This window comes from Aliagarivorans taiwanensis DSM 22990 (assembly GCF_000429505.1).
Classification (GTDB): domain Bacteria; phylum Pseudomonadota; class Gammaproteobacteria; order Enterobacterales; family Celerinatantimonadaceae; genus Aliagarivorans; species Aliagarivorans taiwanensis.
In genome coordinates this window covers 1-20,352 of record NZ_AUBZ01000051.1, presented here as the reverse complement: position 1 = coordinate 20,352, position 20,352 = coordinate 1, and the positions used below count along the sequence as shown (strand labels likewise).

Here is a 20,352-nt window from a genome sequence, read left to right as displayed (position 1 = left end):
AATTGGTCTGAGGTGGCTAAGCAAGCTCGCAATGCGGGCTGGCGGATCAGCAAGGACAGGACTCGCTGTTTCGCCCCTGGGCACAAAATGAAACGAAATATTGAGTAAGGGTACTGAACAATGGAATTCGAAATCACTGAAATAGCAACGCGCACCATTACAGTCGCCCCCTGCATCAAGTGTGGCTGTGACGAAATTTCCATTTTCGATTACGGCTATAGCGCACCGAACATCGGTGGAGGGAAATGCACTGGCTGTGGCCATGAAGTTAGCAGCAGTTGTGCCATCTCTCCTAAGAAAGAAGATCTGGCTCAGAAATGGAACGATGCTAACGATGTAGCCACCGTTCTTGCCAAGAAAGAATCGCAGATGAAAGAGCTAGAGGCTGAGATTGCAGAACTCAAAAATAAACTGTCCGTAAAGGACTAAGGCAACTACGGACATGAAGGTTTACAGAATACCTAAAATAAACAAATTACCCCCGCAATTGGCGGTGCCATTAGAGCAAGCCATATGCGAAGCTCTCCAGAAGCATGATGATTTTCTGCCCGACACTTACGATCAATGTGTAGTTGAGTCAGGAGCGACAGAAATCAAATCAGGGGATACTATCATTGTTGGTCGAGTATATGAGCCGGGTACTGAATCAGCAGACGGGCGCGAATTTAGGGTGCTATTGATGAGGGATCACCACGACCAAAACTGGTTAGTTGTACCCATGATCGAAAATCTCATGACTGTGACCGACCTATAAGATAACTGACGCTAACGGGCGGTTCGCCGCCCCCTCACCAAGGAAACCACTGATGCCAGAACGCACATTTAGCGATGACGTAATCAATGCCGCCGAGGTACGAGGTATGTCCACGGACGAGGTAATCAATGAATTGACTGGATTGCTTACGACTGCATTGCAGGCCGCTAAAGCTGACGGTGTGCAAACAGAATTTGAGAATGGAGTGGTGACGACTGTTGCCATTTCTCAGGCAGATTAAGACAAGGGGAACTTCGGCTGAATGGCAAAGCTAACCCTGAAGCAACAGATCGCGCATCTGCAACTAGAAAAACAGCTGTTAACAACCCAAAACACCAGCTTACGGATGATGCTGCAAGTGGTGCTAGATACGACTCCTGATCACGCTAATCTGCATAACGCGATCAGAAAAATGTTAAACGAAACTGAGTAAGGCAAACGTGACAGGATGGCTCGAACTCCGCTTGGTAAAGCACTGGCTAAAGCTCGAATTGATTCAGATGAAACACTAGCTGATATGGCAAAAAAGCTGGGTGTGTCGACAGCTCAATTGTCTGCTATTGAGCTAGGCAATAGAGCCTTGCGAGAGAGTGTGGATATAGCATTGAGAGAGCACTATTCGGACTCGATACAAGATATAGATAGATTGGTACGAATAAGCCAATCATCAGTCAAATTGAGTCTTATTGGCCATTCCCCAGAAAGACGTTCGGTAGCCGTCGCATTGGCTGCAAAGTTTTCGACGTTGAGTGATGAACAATGCCGACTCATTCAATCAGCTATTAAGTCATAGGCAGATAGCTGAGCAATGTAATGTAGCCAGTGCGCACACGCCTGGTAGATGAAGGAAACAACAAGATGGAAGATTGGACTGTCGAAATCAAAGGCGATCTAGTGATAGTCACTCACTCAGATGGATCTGGTGTGGTTGTAGATAATAAAGAAGACCAATCGATTGCAGCGTGCATTTTGGCGCGATTTGCAGCCGACTATAAGCAATCAAACGAGTAAGGGTATCGTGCAGTCATTGAACTTTAATAAAACCAACTATGACGGTATCAAACGAGGTAAGCGAACCACGATCCGCTTAGGCTCATGGCCATCGATGGAGCTTGGTCCGGCGGCATTAGAGTGTCGGTCTGAAATGACAGCATGTGAGGTTGAAATTACTGAGATCAGGCAGGTGAGACTTCGTGATTTAGGTTTGTCAGAGGCTGTGGCCGACGGGTTCAATTCCACGGAGGAACTGAGAGAAGAACTCGAACGCTGCTACGAGAAATGTATTAGCGGATTTGAACCAGTAACAGTGTTCAGATTCAAGCTACCAAACGAGTAAGGAATCCCAATAGAATGAATTTCAGCAGTCTGCCGTTAAGTACCATCGGAAATGGTACTGATGTAAGTGACGATTACGACGAACTTAGTAAACCTGACTGGCAGCGTAGGTAGGGGGAAAAATGGTAATCATAGACACAGTGATTTCAATACTGAAAGAACATCGCCATAGCGGATCGTCGCAACTCTTGGCTGATGCCTTAGCTTCGGCTTGCAGCTCAAAATACAAAATAGCCATGTTGGACGCATCAACTAGGTTAGATGGCCCCTCAAAAAAATTAGTTATCGAGCTGATGAACATTGCGCAACAACCAGACTTCAGCAATGCGGATCAAGATAACGCATTAAAGTGGCTTCGTGACAATCAGTTTATAGAGTAAGGCAAACAGCAATGAGCAATGACAGACCAATTGTTGATATGCAGGACGTGCTAAACGACAAGGCAGCTAAAGGCGAGCCCGTTGTAGTTATTGCACCTGTAGATCAGCCGAAAGAAGTTAAAGCGGCCATAGAAAAGATCAACAACGGTTTAGTAGAGCGTGGTGCGAAGGTTGTCACTGTCGTAAATGCGAAAACCTAGAGTAAGGGTATCCACACTGCTATGAACGATATACAGCAGCGTGCCGCGAGAAAGCTGACACTAGCTCTAAATGAGTGTGGCAAGGCAGCTCTGACGGGCGGTGTCTTTGATGGCTCATTCTGTCTGTGGCCAAAAAGCAAAGATCCCCGATCCTCGGGCGAGAGTGACGCAGATTTTTTCGAAGAGGTCGAACAGTACGGCGAAGTACTGTTCACTAAATCAATAGAGTTAGATGGTGGCGCTGGTAGTAAACCAAGTAGCAAAGGACGCACTCGAAAACGGTTTAACGCTAGGCCTTCGCCTTAACATGATAAGGGATGCCGAGAAACGACCTCTACCCCTCTACCTAAAGGAAGTCGACCCACAGGATCCTGAGTTATATACAGGGCTGGGGACAACGCTCTATGAACAACGCCCCACGGCATATCCGCAGCGCAAGGTTCAAATTTTAGTACCCGATCAATCCGGCCAGTTGCCAATCAAAGAAGACGGACGCCTTAATGAGGCATATAACCGCCTGAGTCTGCCGCAATATGTATTTCGCTCGGTGTCTAAGAACGCTGATAAGAAAGCCCCGTAGAGCGGGGCTTGGTAGGGTTATAACTTATCGGCAAAACTAACAAGGTATGCCACCAACTCTGCTTCTTGGCTTGGTGACAGATTTTCGAACTGAAGGGTATGCTGAGCCGTCCCCTCAGATTCGACTTTATGCAGTACATACTTCAACCGCTTTTCACCACTGGTAGATTGCACGTTGGCGAGCTTACTTCGCGTGGTGCTCGATGATGCAATCTGCCTGTGGGGGCGAGGAGCCTCATCCTTCTGTGCTGTCTCGTCATTTCCTGACAGAGCCCCTCCACCTAATAACTGAGTTTCAGAGTTGTTCGACGACAGGCTATCCTCGTGGCCAACTAAGCTCACATGCTCGGGAGACGCTGAGTGAACAGGTTCCGCACGCAGAGATGACAACTGCTCAGCGGTTAACGCCTCAGCAAGCACCTTGGCCAGGTCATCCTTTAAGTAACCATTCTCATCAATCGCGCCAAGAAAAAGGCTATCAGCCGATGCTCGACTTTTCTTATCCGCGAGACGGTCGGCCAATTGTTCTACTGCATACTGAACCAAATCACCGAATGCCACACTAATCTCGGCTTGTTGGTGGCGCTGATACAACGCAGACAGCCGAGCAATCGCACGTACGGTGATTCGTTGTGGCGCATCGAACTGGTCAAACACATCGGCGGACATACCGGTTTGAGCGCTGAGCTTTAAGCGGCGGGCCGTCGGGATTGACGCACCGCCAGAGAGGCAGCTCAAGATAAAGGGCTCTGTCGCGTCAGGGGACTCCGCTAATACTTGCACGACAGTTTTATATTGCTCGTGTGGCGTATGCTGGCGCGACGCGCCTTCTACAGATAGAAGATGACGGCGTTCCACCAGCGTAAATGGCTTATCATCGGCAGGCATCCAGATAGGCATACCCACTTCTTTGCCCGGCACCAAGAATGGATCAGGATTCTCACTGAACACTTTGATGTAAGCCGCGGTACGTCGTGAGCAATCAATCACCGATGGACAATTGTTCTCTGCATCCCGCTCGTTAAGATAGCTACCATAACCCGGGCGATTAATTCGAGGCTCAGCCTTATTTCTCAGCGTACGCGCAATATCTTCAACCCCGGCATCATCCTCCCCGTCCTTATTAAGCAAACGCTGATCGCGGGTGTTCAAGGGGTCAATTTTAATCTGCAGCGCTTGATTGCCGTAGAAATACACCAGTTTTAACTCGCGAGGACCCGACGGAAAGTGCTCGACTTTACTGGTGTGCGCCTTCTCAAACAAACCACGTAAACGCAGGATTTCGCCTTCTAATTTTGCGACTTCTTCTGGTTTACCCGAATCTGTTTTCTTGATGTGATCGCGTGCAGCGGTAAGTTTTTTCTCCAGCTCAGATATCGTGGACAGGAAAGATTGACGCTCTTGCTCACTGAGATCGGTATTGCTGTTATTGGATGCGACACTTGATACCGTTTCCAGCGGCCCGCCATCATTGAGCGCAGTCATTTGTCGCTCTAGGGCGGCATCAGTTAATACCGGCAGAAGGGCATACAACGCTTCACGTTCTCGTTGATTTGGCGCTTTACCAGATAATGATTTATCAATGGCCGAAATGACTAACTGGGACTGCTTACCAACCGCTTTGGGCTTGCTGGCCAAAGACTCGGACATTGACATGAGTACCGAAGAGAGGCGATCTTCAAACCCATCTTCGACGTAGCCCTGCAATGTCGGGGTGATAGCCTTAGCCATGTGCGGCGTCATCGCATCCCTCAAGCGCTGCCCATTAAGTATGCTTTGCAACTTAGCAAGGCTTTGACGCCCTTGGGTGCTCAGCGCTTGTTCAGCGCTGTTGGGCTTAACGTCTTCCGAGAGTTTGTCGCTGTAGACGCCACCCTTTTTGTCAAACTTTTCAACGGCGAGCTTGCGCAGCTCCTCGTGGAAGATGGAAGCCAACTCCCCCTTGAGGAACGGAACGACTTTCTCTGCAAGCAGCCGTTCAGATCCTTCACTCATTGTTGACCTCCAAACTCTTCAGCGTCCTGAATGCCTTCCAAAATATCAAAGACAGCAGCGGCAACCAGATCCCAGTCGTTAATGACGGCCTTGAAGGCTGTGGAACCGAAATCCGCGGCGGATTGATAGGAGTAGGACGTATTAAAGCTGCCGCCCATTTGCTGGTAAGCCTCCCGCTCTTTGATGACCGGTAGCAGGTTCTCATTGCCGACAATACGGGCATATTTTCGTTTAATCTGGCGAGCCGCGGGGCGGCTATCTTTATAGATAACTGGTAGAAGCTTGACCGCTTTGTAGTCTTCCTTACCGAGCTCTTCTGCAAGATTCTTATGCTTTTCATAGATCTCATCAAAGTAACTGTAGGTCGCTTCCGCGTCCATGGAGCGCGTGGCGGCAGGAACAACCAAGACATCGGCAGCATACATGCCTGCATCCACCGTCAGGTTTGCATGTGGACCCGAGTCAATCAAGATAAGGTCATATTCATCACGAAGTGGCGCAACGATCTGTTCATCGAGCACCTTCAACACATCAAAGTTGTTGAAATCGCCCTCATGGAAACCTTCGGCCAGCACTGACTCGAGCTTTTTGTCGCCTGGGACCGCGGGAATATAGTCAATATTAGCCACACAGGAAGGACGAACTACATCATCGAGCAGCCACTGTTTATGGCTTTTGTCCTCTGGTGGCTCTACGTCACCGACCAACACCCCACCGAGGGTAGCAGTGCTTTCATAACTGATAAGGCGACCGTCCATATACTCGTGTAACTGACCTTGTGGATCGAGGTCTATACATAGAATACGCGGTCGGGAGAACTGATAAAGCGCAAGGGCTACAGCCAAGTGGACTGCGGAGGTGGTTTTGCCGGTCCCCCCCTTGAGGTTCGTCATCATCATAGTGATGGCGCGACGAGTACGAAACGCTCGTGGGATCTTAGATAAATACTTTGGTGCCATGTCTATCAGTTCATCTAGGATCTGATGACACTCAGCAACCGTGAAGTAAACATGGTTGTTAGCACTGCGCTGCCCAAAGCTCTTACCGAGCTTTTCTTCTATTTTTGCGATATGCCGGGTAACCAGTTTTTTGTCCGCCTGTTCACTCGACCCCAAGGATTCAATCAGTTCGGTTCGTGAGAAGAGACGAAATTTCTTAAGCTGGCCAAGTTCATCCTTCGTGCGTGCTTCCTTGCGCACTTCGGAAGCGCGCTCCGCCATTGCGGCCAAATTCACTGTGCTCATTATTATCCTCGTGGTTATGTAGTGCAGACAATGTCCATCAACGCGGCCATTGTACGTGTTGGTGGACAAAAATAACAATGGGGAGCGGGATATTTATTTTGATGGTTAATAATTATGCGATCTACGACGCATTCTGTTCCAACCAGTCAATTACGCCAAAGACTGCAATTAAGCACTCCCCTTGCTGTGAATTGAACACACCAGGGCAACGCTCCCAAAGCGCCACATTTCGATCTGAGGTCAATCGGTGGTCAGCAGCCTTATCGCAACTCTCAGGCGAGGGCAGGGTATCCGGTACCACAAATAGCAGCGATGATGCTCGCCCCGGCCGCTCATGCCCCTCAACTTCAACGGCATGGATATCCAGTTTTACTAGCGCTTCTCGCACCTGCGCGGGTAATTGCTGCAGATCGGCATCAAGCGGTGATTCGCGCTTATCGCTTAACCAGGCAAGAAACTGTTGACCGGTCATTGCTGGAAAATTCGGCTGAGTTGCCGGCTCAGCACCGAGTTGTTGAGCGAGTTGCTTGGCGTAGTCCACCGAAGTCTGCAGGGCCGACCGCTTGTTAGTTACGGTGGTCAATTGAGACTGCAACAACGTCTGCTCTGTCATAATGGGATCGACGTCCGGGTGCGCTTGCATCTCTTCGTTATCGAGCGAGTAGCCAACTTCTCTTACAAGATCATCAAGGCCCTCGACAATCGCTGCGCTAACACTGAACGAACCCCCGCCTTTGGTTGTCGCAGCGCGCAGCACGTTCTTTCCCAGAGTGGTAAATGGCTCGCTAAACAAGGTATAGCCGCCAAACTGTGAATCAAGCTCAGCGAGCTCAGAGAAGAAGGCATCGGTTAAGGAGTAGGTGAGGGCGGCCAGCTTATCTTGGACATCTTCAGTAATAAACCAACGCTGCTGCGCAAGCGGTGCACTGATAGTGAGAATATTAATAGGCTGGGTAACGCGGTAAGCAAAAAGCGATTGCGTGCTGTAGCGCAGCTCCGTACTCTTTCGAACCTGCCCCCGAATATGCCATTGCCCTTTCTCGGTCGTACAGCGCGTTAGTTCAGAAAGCGGTATTGCCGATCCCGTCATTCCTTCCGTTCGAAATCCGATCGCACGATGGCGCGCTATGAACTGTTGAGCTTGCTCAGCACAACCGACATAAGATGACTTTGCGCGGGCATAATCCTGGTGAGCCGGCGAATGAAGATCCAATACCGCCACTACCTGAGGAGTGACCATGAAGCTGGGCTCAGCTTGCTGGCTTTTCTCAAAAAGGTGAACCAGTTTCGCGCGAACCTGTTCACTTTGTTCGAACAACAGGGCCTCATCGCCATCAAGAGCTTCTAGCACACTGACCGGCAATGGCCTGAGGACGTTATCTTCATCAGACCATCCTGGCATCACACGACTTAGCAAGGCTGGCTGAATGCCTAATCCCGCAATCTGCTCTACAGATACCGAGGCGCTCGGTTGCTCCAATAAACTGGCGAGATAGCAGCGTATAGAGAGTTGAACCAACTCAAGCTGATGATTTAGGCAAGCGTTGTAGGCATTGTGATAATCACCAGCTGTTTGGAGAGTTTGCTCACCAACCTCAATTAGCTCCTGTTTAAACATGGCCTCTTGCTCTCCATTACTGGAAGGGTTACCAAGCAAGGCCTCAAGGGGATCAAAGTAGAGTGATGGCAGGGCAGGGGCCGAGTCAGGTGGACAGTGGACATCACAGGTAGAAAACAAGGGTGTCTTTAGATATCGCATGGCTATCATCATTGCAGTAAACCTAAATGGATCATACAATGCAATGTATAGTGCATACAATATATTTAAGGAAGGGATCTGAATGCAAAGGCTACTTGACGATATTAAAGTACAACGGCAACGTATGGCGGCTTTGCTGCCCAAGGCTCCCGCATCCCTCCTGCCCGCTTATCAACCCATCTCCGAGCACCTAGCCACGATTACCTGCGCGGTCGATGAGTTTATTGAGCTACCAGAGGAAAAACAACGCATGGTAAAAAATATGGCGACCATGCGCGAAATCAAAGATAACCTGGGGAAACTCACCGGCGTTATTGATGAATTTGAAGTCGCAGTGTCCAGCGTTAACGAGCAGGTGTGATATGAGTGCTATCAGCGCAGAAGCGCTAATTAATAAAGTGAGCGAAGTGGTGATGGAGTTCAATATGATCATGGAGCGTCGGCCACATGATTTGAAAATGACGAAGGCGAAGGCATTGCTCGATGACATCATGCATTCTAAAGGAGTCGGCGAACTTGGCGAAATGATGCTGCAGAGTGGAGTGAATGTGGAGACGTTTTTAGACAAGTCCACCCTATGCCAACAACTACTTGAGTCGTGGATCCGAGAGAATTTAGAGGACTCATTGCCGGGCACCAAAGTCGCTAAGCTAGCTGAGCTTTATTACACGGCCGCTATGACAGAAGACGGTAGCGGTGTAATCGATGAAGTCAAAACTGCTGCGACTAGGCATGAAGTACCGTGGTTTTTATTACAGTCGCTAGCACAGTCACGGGCCGTACGAGAGCATGAACAAATCAACGAAGCCCAGCAGTCTAAAACGACTCCTTGGCAGCCAAGCACCACACCTAACATGACGCCCCATGGTTAAGCCACCAGCGGTGTAACTAGTTATCAGCTAGACCACTTTCGGCAGGCCAAATAAGAACGCTTACAGAACATACCGCCCTGCGTCGAGCAAGTAGTACCAATTGCTCGACGCAGGGCGGTATGGGCAAGAGTAATGGTTACCAAGGCCGGAATTAGCGTCGCTCAACCCATTGGACAATGTCGCCTTTAAGCATCTCAAAGCTTTGTGCGCTAAGGGATTTGGTGCTCCCCTTTAGCTCAAGAAACACTTCGGCATATCCAGTTACAGTGATCAGATGCCCAACGTGTTGCCCTTGGTAGAAGATCGCTTTGCATTCGTCAGCGGTCGTTGACTCTAACGTCAACGCATTGCCTACATCGCCAAGCGGGGTAGGCGCAGTATGTAATACGGCTTTCATACGTCACCTCATTGATATGTAATAGTTATTTACCACAATGACACACTACGCCAGAAAAAACAAGTCATGGATGTGATATAAAACGTGCTGGGCGGCTACATAGAACCCAGCATTTGCATTATCGCGCGCTCGGCGTCCTCTGCATTTAGGGTTAATAGCCCAAAGTTGATAGGGCAGCGATGACGCTGTTCATCAGCAAGCAATGCGTCAAACTCCCCAGGAAGGAATCGTAAGAAGTAGGTTGTCATCATTGAGAATCGTTGGGCCAACTCTTGGCACACATCAGCATTAACCAGCCAGTTACTGTCATCGTAGAGTGCAGCAACTCCATGATAGTGCAACTCTACGTCGGACTTGTAGTCCAGCGAATCCGGCAAGATCCGGTGAGATATCTCTTGATGGTCAAAGAGAGGCCGTATCTGTAACGCACTCACATCGTTATAAGACAATTGCGCTTGCTGATGGGAAATCAACCAACGACCTGTACCACGCTCAATCTCACAATTACGGGTACCCGGGATCACCACCAGCTGAGGAGGGGTGACTGCTCGAGTGTATAGGATTTGCTGGACTGGGGTTAGGCAAGAGATATCAAGTTCATGCCACCGCGCCAACTGGTGTGGACTGTCCCAAGGAGATAGCGGTATCGAGGCTTGCCATTGATTCGGGTCGCTATGTAGCCACAACTGATCGATGCGTGACTCAACCTGAGCAAGTGTAATGACGGGATATACCCAGCTTAATCCGGCTAACAAGCAGAGACTGACATTGCGCATAACTTTCATCCTTGTTGGGAAATTGGTTCCAATTATGATATAACCAGACCTAAGATAAAAGCAGCTTTGGCAAACGGTCGTGCAGGACATTAAATTAACTATCCCCATACCCCAAGAAGTCGTCGAACTGATTAAGATGACGCTTATGGCAACCAAAACGCCTCAGTGCTTCTTAGATTACGTCACGCAGGCACCTCTCTCGCCTGAAGCCAGAAAGGCGCTACGCAACAAAGATAAAAAAGAGGCCGTCAGCGCCGCCGCCTATAAAGCAAAGCGTTCTCGTGATTCAAACAACGAGCGAAACGCTAAGCGGTTCCACGCCACACTTGAGCAGCGTTTTGCACTTTTACATTCTCTTGAGCAAACCGTATTCGCCGGCATTCGAAAGAACCGTCAAGATCTGCAGATTTCGTTACTAGGCTTTGAGAAGCTGGAAGAGCGCGCCAAAGCCGACATGGGCGAAGCGATTATCTCTACCTGGCTCGCGACTTTAACCGATCCAGAAGGCGCGCAGGCACCTTTAGTGAACATGGTGTTATCGCTAAGCATGGAGCTTCGACCGTCAGCGCTGCGCGAGGCTCATAAGCAAATGCTGGTGGATTATTACACCCGCGTTGAGCGCCCCACCACCACAGCGATAGGTGAACAACATGGTATTAAACAACCTAACGTAGTGCGCACGTTAAGGGCTTTTCGGGCCACACTAGCACTACAGTTTGTCATCACGTACGAATTGAACCAATACAGTGATCTACTTACCTAGCGCTAGCTAAACTGAGCCTTAGCCATATCATTAAACATTTACAATGCCAGTTAGTGGTGTATATGGTATTGTGCAATAATGACATTAATTGCACATGCCGGGCTCATATAAACATGGATCAATTAGTAAAAGAGTGGCGCTGGTGTTTAGGGATAGTTACAACCTTTGTGCTACTCAGCCTACTCATTGGTGCCAAGCGAATTACAGTGTTCACCGACAGTGCCATCCCTCAACCACATAGTGGAGAGAGCGCGGTGGTGATGTACCAAAACGGCCTTACCCCAGGAGTCAAACCGCAAGCGTACTTGCTTCCCACAAGTCTGGACATTTCAGCGAAACGGCGACCAAGTTCGACAGAGCTGGCCTACATCAGAAAGCATTACCCGTACCGAACAGAAGTTTCTTTCACCCAACGCTCTATTCCTTATGTCTTTGCGATCGCCCTTCTGTTACTTCGATTTCAGCGTAGCCGCCGAGCACACGAACAATGCATGGCCATTGACTGGTTGCGCTCGCCTATTACCGAACTGATGTTGCTGCGAGCCAGATTCAAGCGCTCACCGATATCTCAGATCCGCGCCCGCAGAGAGTTGGCTCAGCTCGACAGCTGGTTAGAGCGGCGTCTTCATACCGAGAGAGTGAAGTTTGATACGATGAAGATGGCATTTGAGAACAGCGGCGTGATGCCTGAGCTGTTCGCTGGGGTAGAGGAGCTATTAGTGCGGCAAATCCGCTACCTTAGGATAGTCCCGAAATTATCAGATGGTAATGTCCCCCCTCGCTCAGAGTTAGGTGAAGAAACTTCACGCTTGGTCATGGCCAATGGCAAAGTAGAGAACGCGAGTGGGCGCTTAGATGATATTGTCGCAATGGTAGAGCAGCGAATAAGAGAAGCTTGCGAGATCCAGCCCAAGCTACATGATACGGCGATAGCCAAACGAATTAACATACCGTCAGCGAATCAAAGCCTCGGTCCAAATACGGAGTTTACCGCAAAGATAGTGGATGGAGCGCTGGTGGCAGACTTTAAAATGGCCCTGAAAATTCTTACCGGCAACATTGAGCTTCAGATCTTAGGTAAGAATGAAGCCGCTCCCAAAGGCGCCGCAGTCGCTGAACTTAAAATCGATTATGACCTGACAGTAGACTGCTACGATAACCAGCTGCACCACTATTTAAAACTTGAGGATTTACCGGAAGATCTGCATAAATTTAACTTCCCGAATGCCACCTACATCGGTCGCTCTGGTGTATATAGTTTCTCACGCAACCAAAGCGGAAATCCGAACGATTGGTTTGTTTACGTAAAACGCGCTGCCCGTTTTTCCTTGAACCTTACTGCGCCTACTCAGCATGAAGAGCCGGACGTATTGTATTCGCTAACCCGAGTCATCAATCCCCGTTATTCACTATTTGGCTCCATTATGGGTCAACCTAAAAATATCGTGCAGCACATGAACATGCGCTTATTACCGCTTAGCTTACGCACCCTGTCGAGCGATCTGGTCCTAACCTTATCTGGTGTCCACCCTGACGATCTTAAATATGACCGTCAGCATGAAGTTAATGACAGTGTCTTAAGTGATGCCGTCGATGCGCAATCTAATGCGCGCCGCCTATTGACTCGATTGAGAGATTATATCGCTCGCTGCCCCACTGATGAGTGGCAGAGCTTGACCGCGGAACGCGTCTTTAAGGCTAACCGCACTACCATAGAACAGTTCTTGGATGCCGTGTTAAATCACAATGGCGACAAGTACGCTGCCATGCTCAATGAAAAAGAGATCCGATCTTATGCTCCACATATGTCTAAGCAAGCTTAGCACTAAGCTCCCCCTCTATGTGGCATTAGCTTTTGCCGCCGCAGTAGTCAGCGGAACCGCATTGGCTAGCCAGAGCGATACGCGTGCGCTGGTGGAGCAAGAGCTCTTGAGTCGAAGTGGGGCGCTGCCGCAGCAAGGACTGATAAAAACGCGTCTGCAAAAAGTATATGACTGGTATCTCAATCGAACCTCTGAGTACATTCTGTCAGACAAGGCGCTGCCAGCAACACAGGTGTTTGTACCGACTCCCATTAACGAAGGCTATCTCATTCACGAGGCCGGCCAACGCGTGGGCTTGGTGAGCGGTGCAAAGTATCAGCAGGGTTCATACGTTGCGATAGTATCACCAACCTCGCGCCTACAAGAGAACTGGCAAGGCACCGTAGAGCTCGATAACGAGAGTGAATATTTGAGTGTGCAATTCGCAGACCGAGCGAATGTGCATATCATTGATGCAATTACCCATTATCAGGATATCAATGAACTAACTTTGCAAGACTTTAGCCCCGGCAGCCCAATCGATCTAAACGCTGACACCTCAAAGTCCTCTACCGAAGCGCCACCCCAAAAGCCAGCCCTGCCAAAAGGGCAGCTATTCATTAACCCGGTGCCATCGAGTGCGCAAGTAGAGTTTATAGACTCTAACGAAACGTATGTGAGAGGGGAAGGCATACCTTATGGGACTTATTTGGTACGAGTGTCCAAGGATGGTTTTTACCCCCATGAACAACGAGTGCTATTGCGAAAGCCGAAGCAGATTGTGATTGTTCAATTAGTTGCTAGGTAGCACCGCTTGGCGGCGTGATAGGGCATTTTTTTAGTCGAAGTTGGCGCATGAAGCGACGCATTCCCCCTTGACCGCAAACAAAATGAGGAAAGGACAATGAAAGAGACGTTATTTTCGGAGTCTATTAAAGCAGAAGGAAACGTTCTGACATTTGGAAGCAAACAAGCTGTTATCTTCGACCCAACTGGCTCGCATGGTGCCGAAAATGCTCTTTCCGCTATGCGGAGTGTTTATCGAATGCCGCTGAGCAACTCGTATTTGGTCGTATTGGCAATCGGTGAGTTAATGGTGAGAACTAACGGTCAGTTTGAGCTAATGGCTCTCAACGCCAATGCCCAAGGTACGCCTTGTAATGACTACTGCCAATCATGGCTCAAGCGCCAATGGATTAAGCTGATAGAGCTGCTGTTAAAGTAAGTCAAACCCGCTTGGGCGGGTTTTCTGTTAGCCGCGTCTCAGTACTTTTTCAGTCGTTGCCTTACTCCCCAATAAATATGACTAAGGAAATATTCCGGTGTCGTCATGACTACAAGAGTATGAATAACCTTCGAGCCGCAGGCTCCCCCTTGGAGCAAGTGGCCATCGGTTCGTTTGCTCACCTTTTTAATGGAAAGGTGGGTCCGAGCCGAAGGAGGGTGATCACAGAGCCCCCAAAACGCACCAGCCTTTAACGCTAATCTCGACCAATTTGCCTTTAGGTTTATGTAAAATCGCACGGATGTAGCGCGCTGGCAGTATCCCACCCAAGAAAAAATTCAATAGGTTAAGTTCTTTAATGAACTCCCCCCGGTCTGAAATATCACCAATAACCACATGCGTAACTTTACTTAACTCGCTCTGTATCTTGCCTGCTTGCTCTACTGACGAGAGGACGTCATCCACAGCCAATGTCGACAACAAGAAGCTTTGTTTAAATCCACACAGAGCCTGGATAGGCGCAAATGTGCTCAAGCTGTGAACACCAGTGAAACCGTTTGGCCTATGACCGATATACAGCTTGCGCGTTGGCTCGTTAGGCCCGTGAGACAAAAGAAGCCCTTGGGACCAGAGTTTCGCAATGGCTGAAATTCGGATCGCGCACTCATGACCACGAGAGAGGTCCGTTGCTGGAAACTTGAAAATGTAATTCTTAATGAGGTTTAGCAACTCCTTTTGATGACCTGGCAGTACAGTACCATCCAGATTGAGTTGATTTCTGGCAATGGCATAAAGCTTATCCTCACTATCCAATAACGGCTTAGCCCATACAAGACTCGATACCGACTCGAGTCGCAGGTAATCAATGGCGCTTTTCACATACCGGCCAAGAGGAATGGGCTCGACCAGATTACACAAACGCTCTAAAACCTTAATGGCTCGCTCGGTATCTGGATTGGAAATGCAGCGCGGCCGATGAACCTTGCCAAGCAGGGTGTGAATTGACAGGCCGGTATAGCCGATGCGTTCTGCGCAACGCTCTTCATTGTCATCAATGACCCCATTCGCATCATGTTCTGCGGCGCGTATAAATAGGTCGGTGGCATTACCTGGCTGAACCCTGTGCTTTAACCAATCGAGGTTAAATACTTCCCAAATGAAATCAGCAAGCCCAATCATCGAAAACTCACAACCTGCAGTAATGTCTTGCAGCATATTAATGGCCAGTTTATTTAGGTCAGCCTGATAGCGGACAACCTGTGCATTCAGCAACGGCTTGATCCCGCAGCCAAGAACACTCACTTGAGCCTGGGCCCAGGCGTCATTTCGAATTAAAAGTAGCGAGCAAAAATACCCTGCATTCAATCCCTGCTGGTGGATGTCCAGTCGGTCAGTGCGAAAGCTGAGCGCAAAGCTAGTCATCTTCAAGAACGGCTCACGAGCTTTTTCTGGGTTATCCAATTCAGTGATAAAACCGAGCGTGGTTAGCTCTTTCAAGGCTCGGTAGCGCTGGGTTTTACTCATCTTTGTGGCGTCGGCCAGCTCGCGCAAAGTTGAGAAGCCGGAGTGGATATTTAGCTCAGTAAGCAGTGCTTTAGCCCTATCTGAGAGTCCGGGTACCGTGGTTTCAATGGCTGAATGGTCAAGCATAAACATATCCCTCGAATGCTGAACGCTCATTATGGTATATCGGTGCCATAAATGAAACTGGGGAGTAAGTTGCAGGGCCAAATGTGACACGGGAATTGTGGCGGTGATAGTCCTCTGGTGATAACTGCTCGTTTCTTTCCACTCTTTGAGTTTTCCTGCTTTTAATGTGTTGACGGCCTCGCGACATGCTCTGATTTCGTTACCAGCACCTGTTTCTAGCACCACGAAACTCTGGCTTACACCGCTCCCCATCAAATGCAAAAGGCGAGCTAACGATGAACAAACAAGCAAATAGAATGCACTGCAATACAGGGCGGATATGTCTAATTCAGACAAACCAAAAAGGCCTGCAATACTCTGCAGACCTTTTCAATCAAACCAAGCTGGCGGCTACGACATGGCTAAGTGGGCAGCCTCCTGTGCATCTTGGATTTGCTCGGTAGCAGTAAGACCGTCTTTCAAAAAGCTCTCCAAGGCTGTCAAACCGCCTCCTTTACTATGTTTTGCCACAACGTTTAGCGCCTCACCGTGGGGATGATCGCTACTATTTACCTTGCTACAGAAGTTCGTTAGCGCTTTAAATAGATCAACCCCAAGGCGAGGCTCTCCATTACTATTGAAGTGACCAAAATCAAAGGTGACAGCGTCCGTCTGCTCAGCAATCGCGATGACATCACGAGAGAAGTCTTGTAAAGCTTGAGTAACCAGATTGCCTTTTGCTCCTGCAACCATCCCTGAGCCAAAACACGCCTCTGCTACTTTGCGCAGATAGAAGCCGGCTTTTGCACGGCCAAGCTTTTTATCCTCTTCAGTCGCGTCCGGGCTCACATTTAAGCCATCAAACACCTTCGGGGCCGCCGCTTTCATCACTGTCGATAAGTAAGCGCGTGTAGCGGTGTAACTTGCGCTATCTTTTTGATTTACGACCACATCTGTCAGTAGTGCGCGGGTGTTGTCTGATAACCCAGCCTTCGACAGCAGCTCCTTTGCTGCCGGACGGGCAACAGAAAAGAGGTTTTGATAAAACGCACTTAGATCGGTAGCTAACGCCTTGCCAAGGGATGCACTGGCCTGCATGCGAATCATGTCAAGTGGAGGTGGAGGGTTTAAGCCGGCGCCTACCTGAGCTTCATAGTCCCCTATAATATCCCTCATCCTATTGAGAAACGCATCCCAACTCCTTGGCGTCGCAATTGGACCACGCGCCTTTGGATCACGGATAGGATGGAAATTACCAGGGTGCTCCATGAGGTAATCAACGACGTAAGCGGTACCGATACTATCATCAAAACGCTGTTCCGCCCGGTCCATCCAGTTGCCGACTGTGTCGTAACCAAATAACACCTGAGTTCGAGAGGTTAGGGCAGAGCTCTCCTTGGTGGTGTTGGTTCCATCGATCTTTCCACCAAAGTTACCGGTGCCTGCGACATAGGAGCGCTCTCCCAAGTTCACATCGTTGATCTTCTTCTCTTCTAGCGCACTCAGCATTCGGTTCTTAACGTTGACCATCGCGTTTTCGAGGTCATCCAATAAGAACACAGAACAATCTTGGTCTCGCGTAAACAAGATCCGCTGTGGCGGCGCAAAACTACTGACAGACGTACCATTCTGCTCGCTGATATGAGTAACACCTCTAAGCGCAGACGCGGTTACTTCACCTGCCATATCCTCCATGACCAGCACCACATCCTCTGGCGCCACTTTTGGCAGCTGCTCAGTCGTGGGATTTTGCCAATAGCGCACCCCCATTTCTTGAGCAAGCTCGCGACAAGCCACCCGCCATGTCGTGGTTTTACCGTGTCCAGGTGGCCCCTTGATGACTATCGGCGTGATTTTTTCACTCGCTGCATTAAACGGATAGCCAAAGGTCTTCTCCCATGCAGACTCCACACGTGCGTCGACCTGTTGATCCTTACCACCAGTATGCCAGGTGCGCAGGATGTCTTTTTTGACCACCGGAAGGATAGAGCCTACCGTGCGAGCTTCAAGCCCGGTTTGCTCTTCAATCTCGTTGATAGCAGGCGGCTTTTCCTGTAACTGGCTCACCCTAAATTTCGGATTATGCACCATGCGAATACTCCTTTGTCTTGTGGGCTTTCAGGGCTTCGGATACAGAGCGGTCCACCGCTACTGGCAATACCGTGCCTACCAACTCGTCCCACGACTCTTCTGGCACGCTGTCATCGGATGACGTAATCAATTGAGTCATTGAAGGAAGCTCCCCCGTGAGCAGTACAATAGGGCGTGACAGCTCTGCCGGAGGATGAAGGATATATTGACGAACAAACAACTGTTGAAGCATGGGGCTGGCCTTGTTGAAGTGCGATAGTACCAATACCGGCAGCCTCGCTTTATCAAAGAAACCATCCATGCGCTTAAGCAAACTAGGTAGCGCACCTGTCGGTGAGCGAGTCAATTCAGCGCAGTTAAGCGTGTATGCTGCAATTGACTGATGGATGTTCGGGGGCGTCAACGTCAGCATATCATCTGAATGGCGCGGCGCATGGCATACTGGCACCCTTAGCTGCAAGCCCAACCGCGTTAACTGATCCGTAATAAAGGTGAGCGGAGAGTAGCTGGCATCATGATAGCCGTAGTAGCAGTTGGTGTTCGATACACTATCGAGATCTGAGGGCGGCATCGGGTACCCCATTAGTTTGGCAAAAGTGGCCTTCACTTTCGTTACCCAAACCTCATCTTGCGAAAACAGAACACTCTGTCGCCATAGCCGCCTACTTAACTCCCGAGCCAGCGCGTTGCCACTCTCGACACTGAAGCCCGTCGTTTCCTCCAAGCGCATCCTCAGCTCTACAGGAACAGGCGTTTGATAATAATCCACCGCTTCCATAACGTATTAACACTCCACTTTCTACCAAGTTGTAGATACTATACAATATACACTGCACACTGAATAGATCGCCATTTACATGTTCAATGCGGATTTGGGAGACAGAATGGATATTGCCGGAGATGCACCGTTTAAAAACTACGTAGCCATGCAGCAGATGGCCCTCCACAATCCCGAGCGTCTGCAGCAGCTCGTTTCAGAAAGAAAGCGGATTATCACCACCCAGTTTTTCAAGAAGTTCAATCCAGAGAAGTTCGCTGACTTCGCCTTACGCACAGCTATACAGCTTCAAGCTAAGGCCAACAGCGGACCTGCGGACATGCCAGTCATCAGTGGCGTACCTTTTACCGATTTGGTGGTGTTTGGCTTGCATCGCACCCAAGAACTCGGCATGCAAGGAGGGCTTTGTGAACAGCAAATGTCTCAGGCTTGCGCGCGACTACTGAGCGTGGGGTATACCTCCCTGATGCCCTCGCTAGTTGCACAACAACGTCTACCGAATGGCCTGATCCACATCCCCAGCTTCCTTGAATTGACCTCTGCCAATGGCGCGCATTTGATACTCGATGCCCTGTCTGCACTTGAGCACACCGTGCAGCCAAACAACGCCGAAAGACACCGCGTCGGTGAGCAAACAGGCGACCGGCACATCGCATACCTCAGCGCGCATGTCCAACCTCACTTGTCACAAGAGCAGGTTCAAGACAACATCCCGCTCGCCCAGTCACTTATCGCGTTAAGTCCATTTGGCGTAAACATCAGTGAGCGTGCCGTCTTTTCGAGAAGCACTGTTAATCATGCCGCAAGAGAGCACCTAGCCGGCATGCTGATTAATGGGAATAACGCCGAAGTATGTCAAAACATAACCAATTGCCTTGCCATGGAGGTCCCGCTAGAAGGGCTAATTGTCCGCAATAAGTTTGAAGCTGTCCCATTTTTACGGTCCATGGGTAACGACGAAGTGGCCGACACGCTACAGGAAAGCATTAAGCGACAAATTGTCGATCAGGTGCTCAATGACTGCGAAGACAAAGTTGATCACAGCTTTGACCCCAGCGCCTACTTTGATTTTTAGGAGTAACCATGGCCAGCACTGAGCAAAAAAATAAACCGACAATTACCATGGAGCAAGTGAGACAAGCTGTGGGTACCGCAAGGCTTTGTTCGTCCCCCAAAAAGCAAGCTGAAATGCAGCGTTACGCTGAGCATATTCGCAGCAATAACCAACACGGCTTCCCTCGTTTCGAGGAGTTCAGCGTGCTCGCTCGCGGCACGCCATTTTATCTGTACGACCACCCAGTGTTTTTGAATACATGCGAGACGGCGTTCACCGATGGCAGCAGTGTCTACATGGCGCTTCCCATGTACGAAAACTTAAGGGCCTTGGATAAAGCGGCGATTGACAGCGGCCAACCCCACAAGGCCAACGCAGTTATCTTCGTATTGCTGCATGAACTGTTTCACATACTCAATAAAGACATTGAACGACTCGCATCTCCCCAGCTAGCCAAGGTAGCCAATATTGCGCAAGACATCGTCAACAACCTGGGATTAATCAAAGGTATAGGCCTTGAATTGCCTGACGGATTCCAAAAAGCTATTGGCGGGTGGGGCCTTACCGATGAAGAGGCAGACAAATATCACGGATTAAGCGCCGAATCGGTCGCCATCGCGTTAGTCAAAGAAGGGTTAAGTAAACTCAAAAATAAAGCCCAGCAGAACAACCAACCCCAGCAGGGCGGCCAACCCCAGCAGGGCGGCCAACCCCAGCAG

Annotated in this window: 23 protein-coding genes; 15 read left to right on the top strand and 8 right to left on the bottom strand. The window is 49.5% G+C overall.

Annotation, left to right across the window (positions count from 1 at the left end; translation table 11 throughout):
* Positions 1 to 120 precede the first annotated feature (120 nt).
* The 7 genes from G462_RS0118830 (at position 121) to G462_RS0118790 (ending at position 3,249) form a co-directional block, all read left to right on the top strand.
* Complete coding sequence (locus tag G462_RS0118830; RefSeq protein ID WP_026960367.1) at positions 121 to 429, top strand: hypothetical protein; 309 nt, start codon at positions 121 to 123, stop codon at positions 427 to 429.
* A gap of 377 nt (positions 430 to 806) precedes the next feature.
* On the top strand, positions 807 to 995 hold the full coding sequence (locus tag G462_RS0118820; RefSeq protein ID WP_026960365.1) for a hypothetical protein: 189 nt from the start codon (positions 807 to 809) through the stop codon (positions 993 to 995).
* A 617-nt stretch (positions 996 to 1,612) separates the two neighbouring features.
* Positions 1,613 to 1,765, top strand: a complete 153-nt coding sequence (locus G462_RS24695; protein WP_169720195.1) for a hypothetical protein — start codon at positions 1,613 to 1,615, stop codon at positions 1,763 to 1,765.
* A gap of 7 nt (positions 1,766 to 1,772) precedes the next feature.
* Positions 1,773 to 2,090 (top strand): ASCH domain-containing protein, encoded by a 318-nt coding sequence (locus G462_RS25160; protein ID WP_169720194.1) that lies wholly within the window; start codon positions 1,773 to 1,775, stop codon positions 2,088 to 2,090.
* Between the two features lie 121 nt (positions 2,091 to 2,211).
* Positions 2,212 to 2,469: a hypothetical protein gene (locus G462_RS0118800; RefSeq protein WP_026960363.1), complete on the top strand. Its 258-nt coding sequence runs from the start codon at positions 2,212 to 2,214 to the stop codon at positions 2,467 to 2,469.
* A gap of 11 nt (positions 2,470 to 2,480) precedes the next feature.
* Positions 2,481 to 2,669: a hypothetical protein gene (locus G462_RS0118795; protein WP_026960362.1), complete on the top strand. Its 189-nt coding sequence runs from the start codon at positions 2,481 to 2,483 to the stop codon at positions 2,667 to 2,669.
* A gap of 232 nt (positions 2,670 to 2,901) precedes the next feature.
* Positions 2,902 to 3,249 (top strand): hypothetical protein, encoded by a 348-nt coding sequence (locus G462_RS0118790; protein WP_026960361.1) that lies wholly within the window; start codon positions 2,902 to 2,904, stop codon positions 3,247 to 3,249.
* A 17-nt stretch (positions 3,250 to 3,266) separates the two neighbouring features.
* On the opposite strand, the gene G462_RS0118785 is transcribed toward G462_RS0118790, so the two are convergent.
* From G462_RS0118785 to G462_RS0118775, 3 genes are all read right to left on the bottom strand, one after another.
* On the bottom strand, positions 3,267 to 5,243 hold the full coding sequence (locus tag G462_RS0118785; protein WP_026960360.1) for a hypothetical protein: 1,977 nt from the start codon (positions 5,241 to 5,243) through the stop codon (positions 3,267 to 3,269).
* Positions 5,240 to 6,487 carry a ParA family protein gene (locus tag G462_RS0118780; RefSeq protein WP_026960359.1) on the bottom strand — a complete coding sequence of 416 codons (1,248 nt, stop codon included), beginning with the start codon at positions 6,485 to 6,487 and terminating at the stop codon, positions 5,240 to 5,242. Before G462_RS0118780 ends, G462_RS0118785 begins: the two co-directional genes overlap by 4 nt.
* A gap of 121 nt (positions 6,488 to 6,608) precedes the next feature.
* Positions 6,609 to 8,246 (bottom strand): hypothetical protein, encoded by a 1,638-nt coding sequence (locus G462_RS0118775; RefSeq protein ID WP_157378682.1) that lies wholly within the window; start codon positions 8,244 to 8,246, stop codon positions 6,609 to 6,611.
* Between the two features lie 82 nt (positions 8,247 to 8,328).
* On the opposite strand from G462_RS0118775, the gene G462_RS0118770 reads away from it, so the two are divergent.
* Together G462_RS0118770 and G462_RS0118765 are read left to right on the top strand one after the other, a co-directional pair.
* Positions 8,329 to 8,607 (top strand): hypothetical protein, encoded by a 279-nt coding sequence (locus tag G462_RS0118770; RefSeq protein ID WP_026960357.1) that lies wholly within the window; start codon positions 8,329 to 8,331, stop codon positions 8,605 to 8,607.
* 1 nt (position 8,608) lies between these two features.
* The gene (locus G462_RS0118765; RefSeq protein WP_026960356.1) at positions 8,609 to 9,118 is read left to right on the top strand and encodes a hypothetical protein; all 510 of its coding nucleotides are present in this window, start codon (positions 8,609 to 8,611) and stop codon (positions 9,116 to 9,118) included.
* Positions 9,119 to 9,269: 151 nt separating this feature from the next.
* Here G462_RS0118765 and G462_RS0118760 read toward each other — a convergent pair whose 3' ends face one another.
* Entirely contained in the window at positions 9,270 to 9,515 is a 246-nt protein-coding gene (locus G462_RS0118760; RefSeq protein ID WP_026960355.1) for a hypothetical protein, read from the bottom strand.
* A gap of 95 nt (positions 9,516 to 9,610) precedes the next feature.
* Positions 9,611 to 10,291, bottom strand: a complete 681-nt coding sequence (locus G462_RS0118755) for a hypothetical protein (RefSeq protein ID WP_026960354.1) — start codon at positions 10,289 to 10,291, stop codon at positions 9,611 to 9,613.
* Between the two features lie 79 nt (positions 10,292 to 10,370).
* Between G462_RS0118755 and G462_RS0118750 the strand changes: the two genes are divergently transcribed.
* The 4 genes from G462_RS0118750 (at position 10,371) to G462_RS0118735 (ending at position 14,081) form a co-directional block, all read left to right on the top strand.
* Positions 10,371 to 11,054 (top strand): hypothetical protein, encoded by a 684-nt coding sequence (locus G462_RS0118750; protein ID WP_026960353.1) that lies wholly within the window; start codon positions 10,371 to 10,373, stop codon positions 11,052 to 11,054.
* A 113-nt stretch (positions 11,055 to 11,167) separates the two neighbouring features.
* Positions 11,168 to 12,877: a hypothetical protein gene (locus G462_RS0118745; protein WP_157378681.1), complete on the top strand. Its 1,710-nt coding sequence runs from the start codon at positions 11,168 to 11,170 to the stop codon at positions 12,875 to 12,877.
* The gene (locus G462_RS0118740) at positions 12,849 to 13,664 is read left to right on the top strand and encodes a peptidase associated/transthyretin-like domain-containing protein (protein WP_026960351.1); all 816 of its coding nucleotides are present in this window, start codon (positions 12,849 to 12,851) and stop codon (positions 13,662 to 13,664) included. Before G462_RS0118745 ends, G462_RS0118740 begins: the two co-directional genes overlap by 29 nt.
* A gap of 96 nt (positions 13,665 to 13,760) precedes the next feature.
* The gene (locus tag G462_RS0118735) at positions 13,761 to 14,081 is read left to right on the top strand and encodes a hypothetical protein (RefSeq protein WP_026960350.1); all 321 of its coding nucleotides are present in this window, start codon (positions 13,761 to 13,763) and stop codon (positions 14,079 to 14,081) included.
* A gap of 222 nt (positions 14,082 to 14,303) precedes the next feature.
* Here the strand turns inward: G462_RS0118735 and G462_RS0118730 are convergent, their stop codons facing one another.
* Genes G462_RS0118730 through G462_RS0118720 form a run of 3 tightly spaced genes read right to left on the bottom strand, consistent with a single transcriptional unit; the run spans position 14,304 to position 18,579 of the window.
* Entirely contained in the window at positions 14,304 to 16,067 is a 1,764-nt protein-coding gene (locus G462_RS0118730) for a helix-turn-helix domain-containing protein (protein ID WP_157378680.1), read from the bottom strand.
* A gap of 54 nt (positions 16,068 to 16,121) precedes the next feature.
* Entirely contained in the window at positions 16,122 to 17,801 is a 1,680-nt protein-coding gene (locus G462_RS0118725; RefSeq protein WP_026960348.1) for a P-loop NTPase family protein, read from the bottom strand.
* Positions 17,791 to 18,579, bottom strand: a complete 789-nt coding sequence (locus G462_RS0118720; RefSeq protein ID WP_026960347.1) for a hypothetical protein — start codon at positions 18,577 to 18,579, stop codon at positions 17,791 to 17,793. Before G462_RS0118720 ends, G462_RS0118725 begins: the two co-directional genes overlap by 11 nt.
* A gap of 106 nt (positions 18,580 to 18,685) precedes the next feature.
* On the opposite strand from G462_RS0118720, the gene G462_RS0118715 reads away from it, so the two are divergent.
* The gene (locus G462_RS0118715; protein WP_026960346.1) at positions 18,686 to 19,654 is read left to right on the top strand and encodes a hypothetical protein; all 969 of its coding nucleotides are present in this window, start codon (positions 18,686 to 18,688) and stop codon (positions 19,652 to 19,654) included.
* A gap of 8 nt (positions 19,655 to 19,662) precedes the next feature.
* A partial coding sequence (locus tag G462_RS23410) for a hypothetical protein (RefSeq protein ID WP_035478350.1) occupies positions 19,663 to 20,352 on the top strand: 690 nt, incomplete at its 3' end.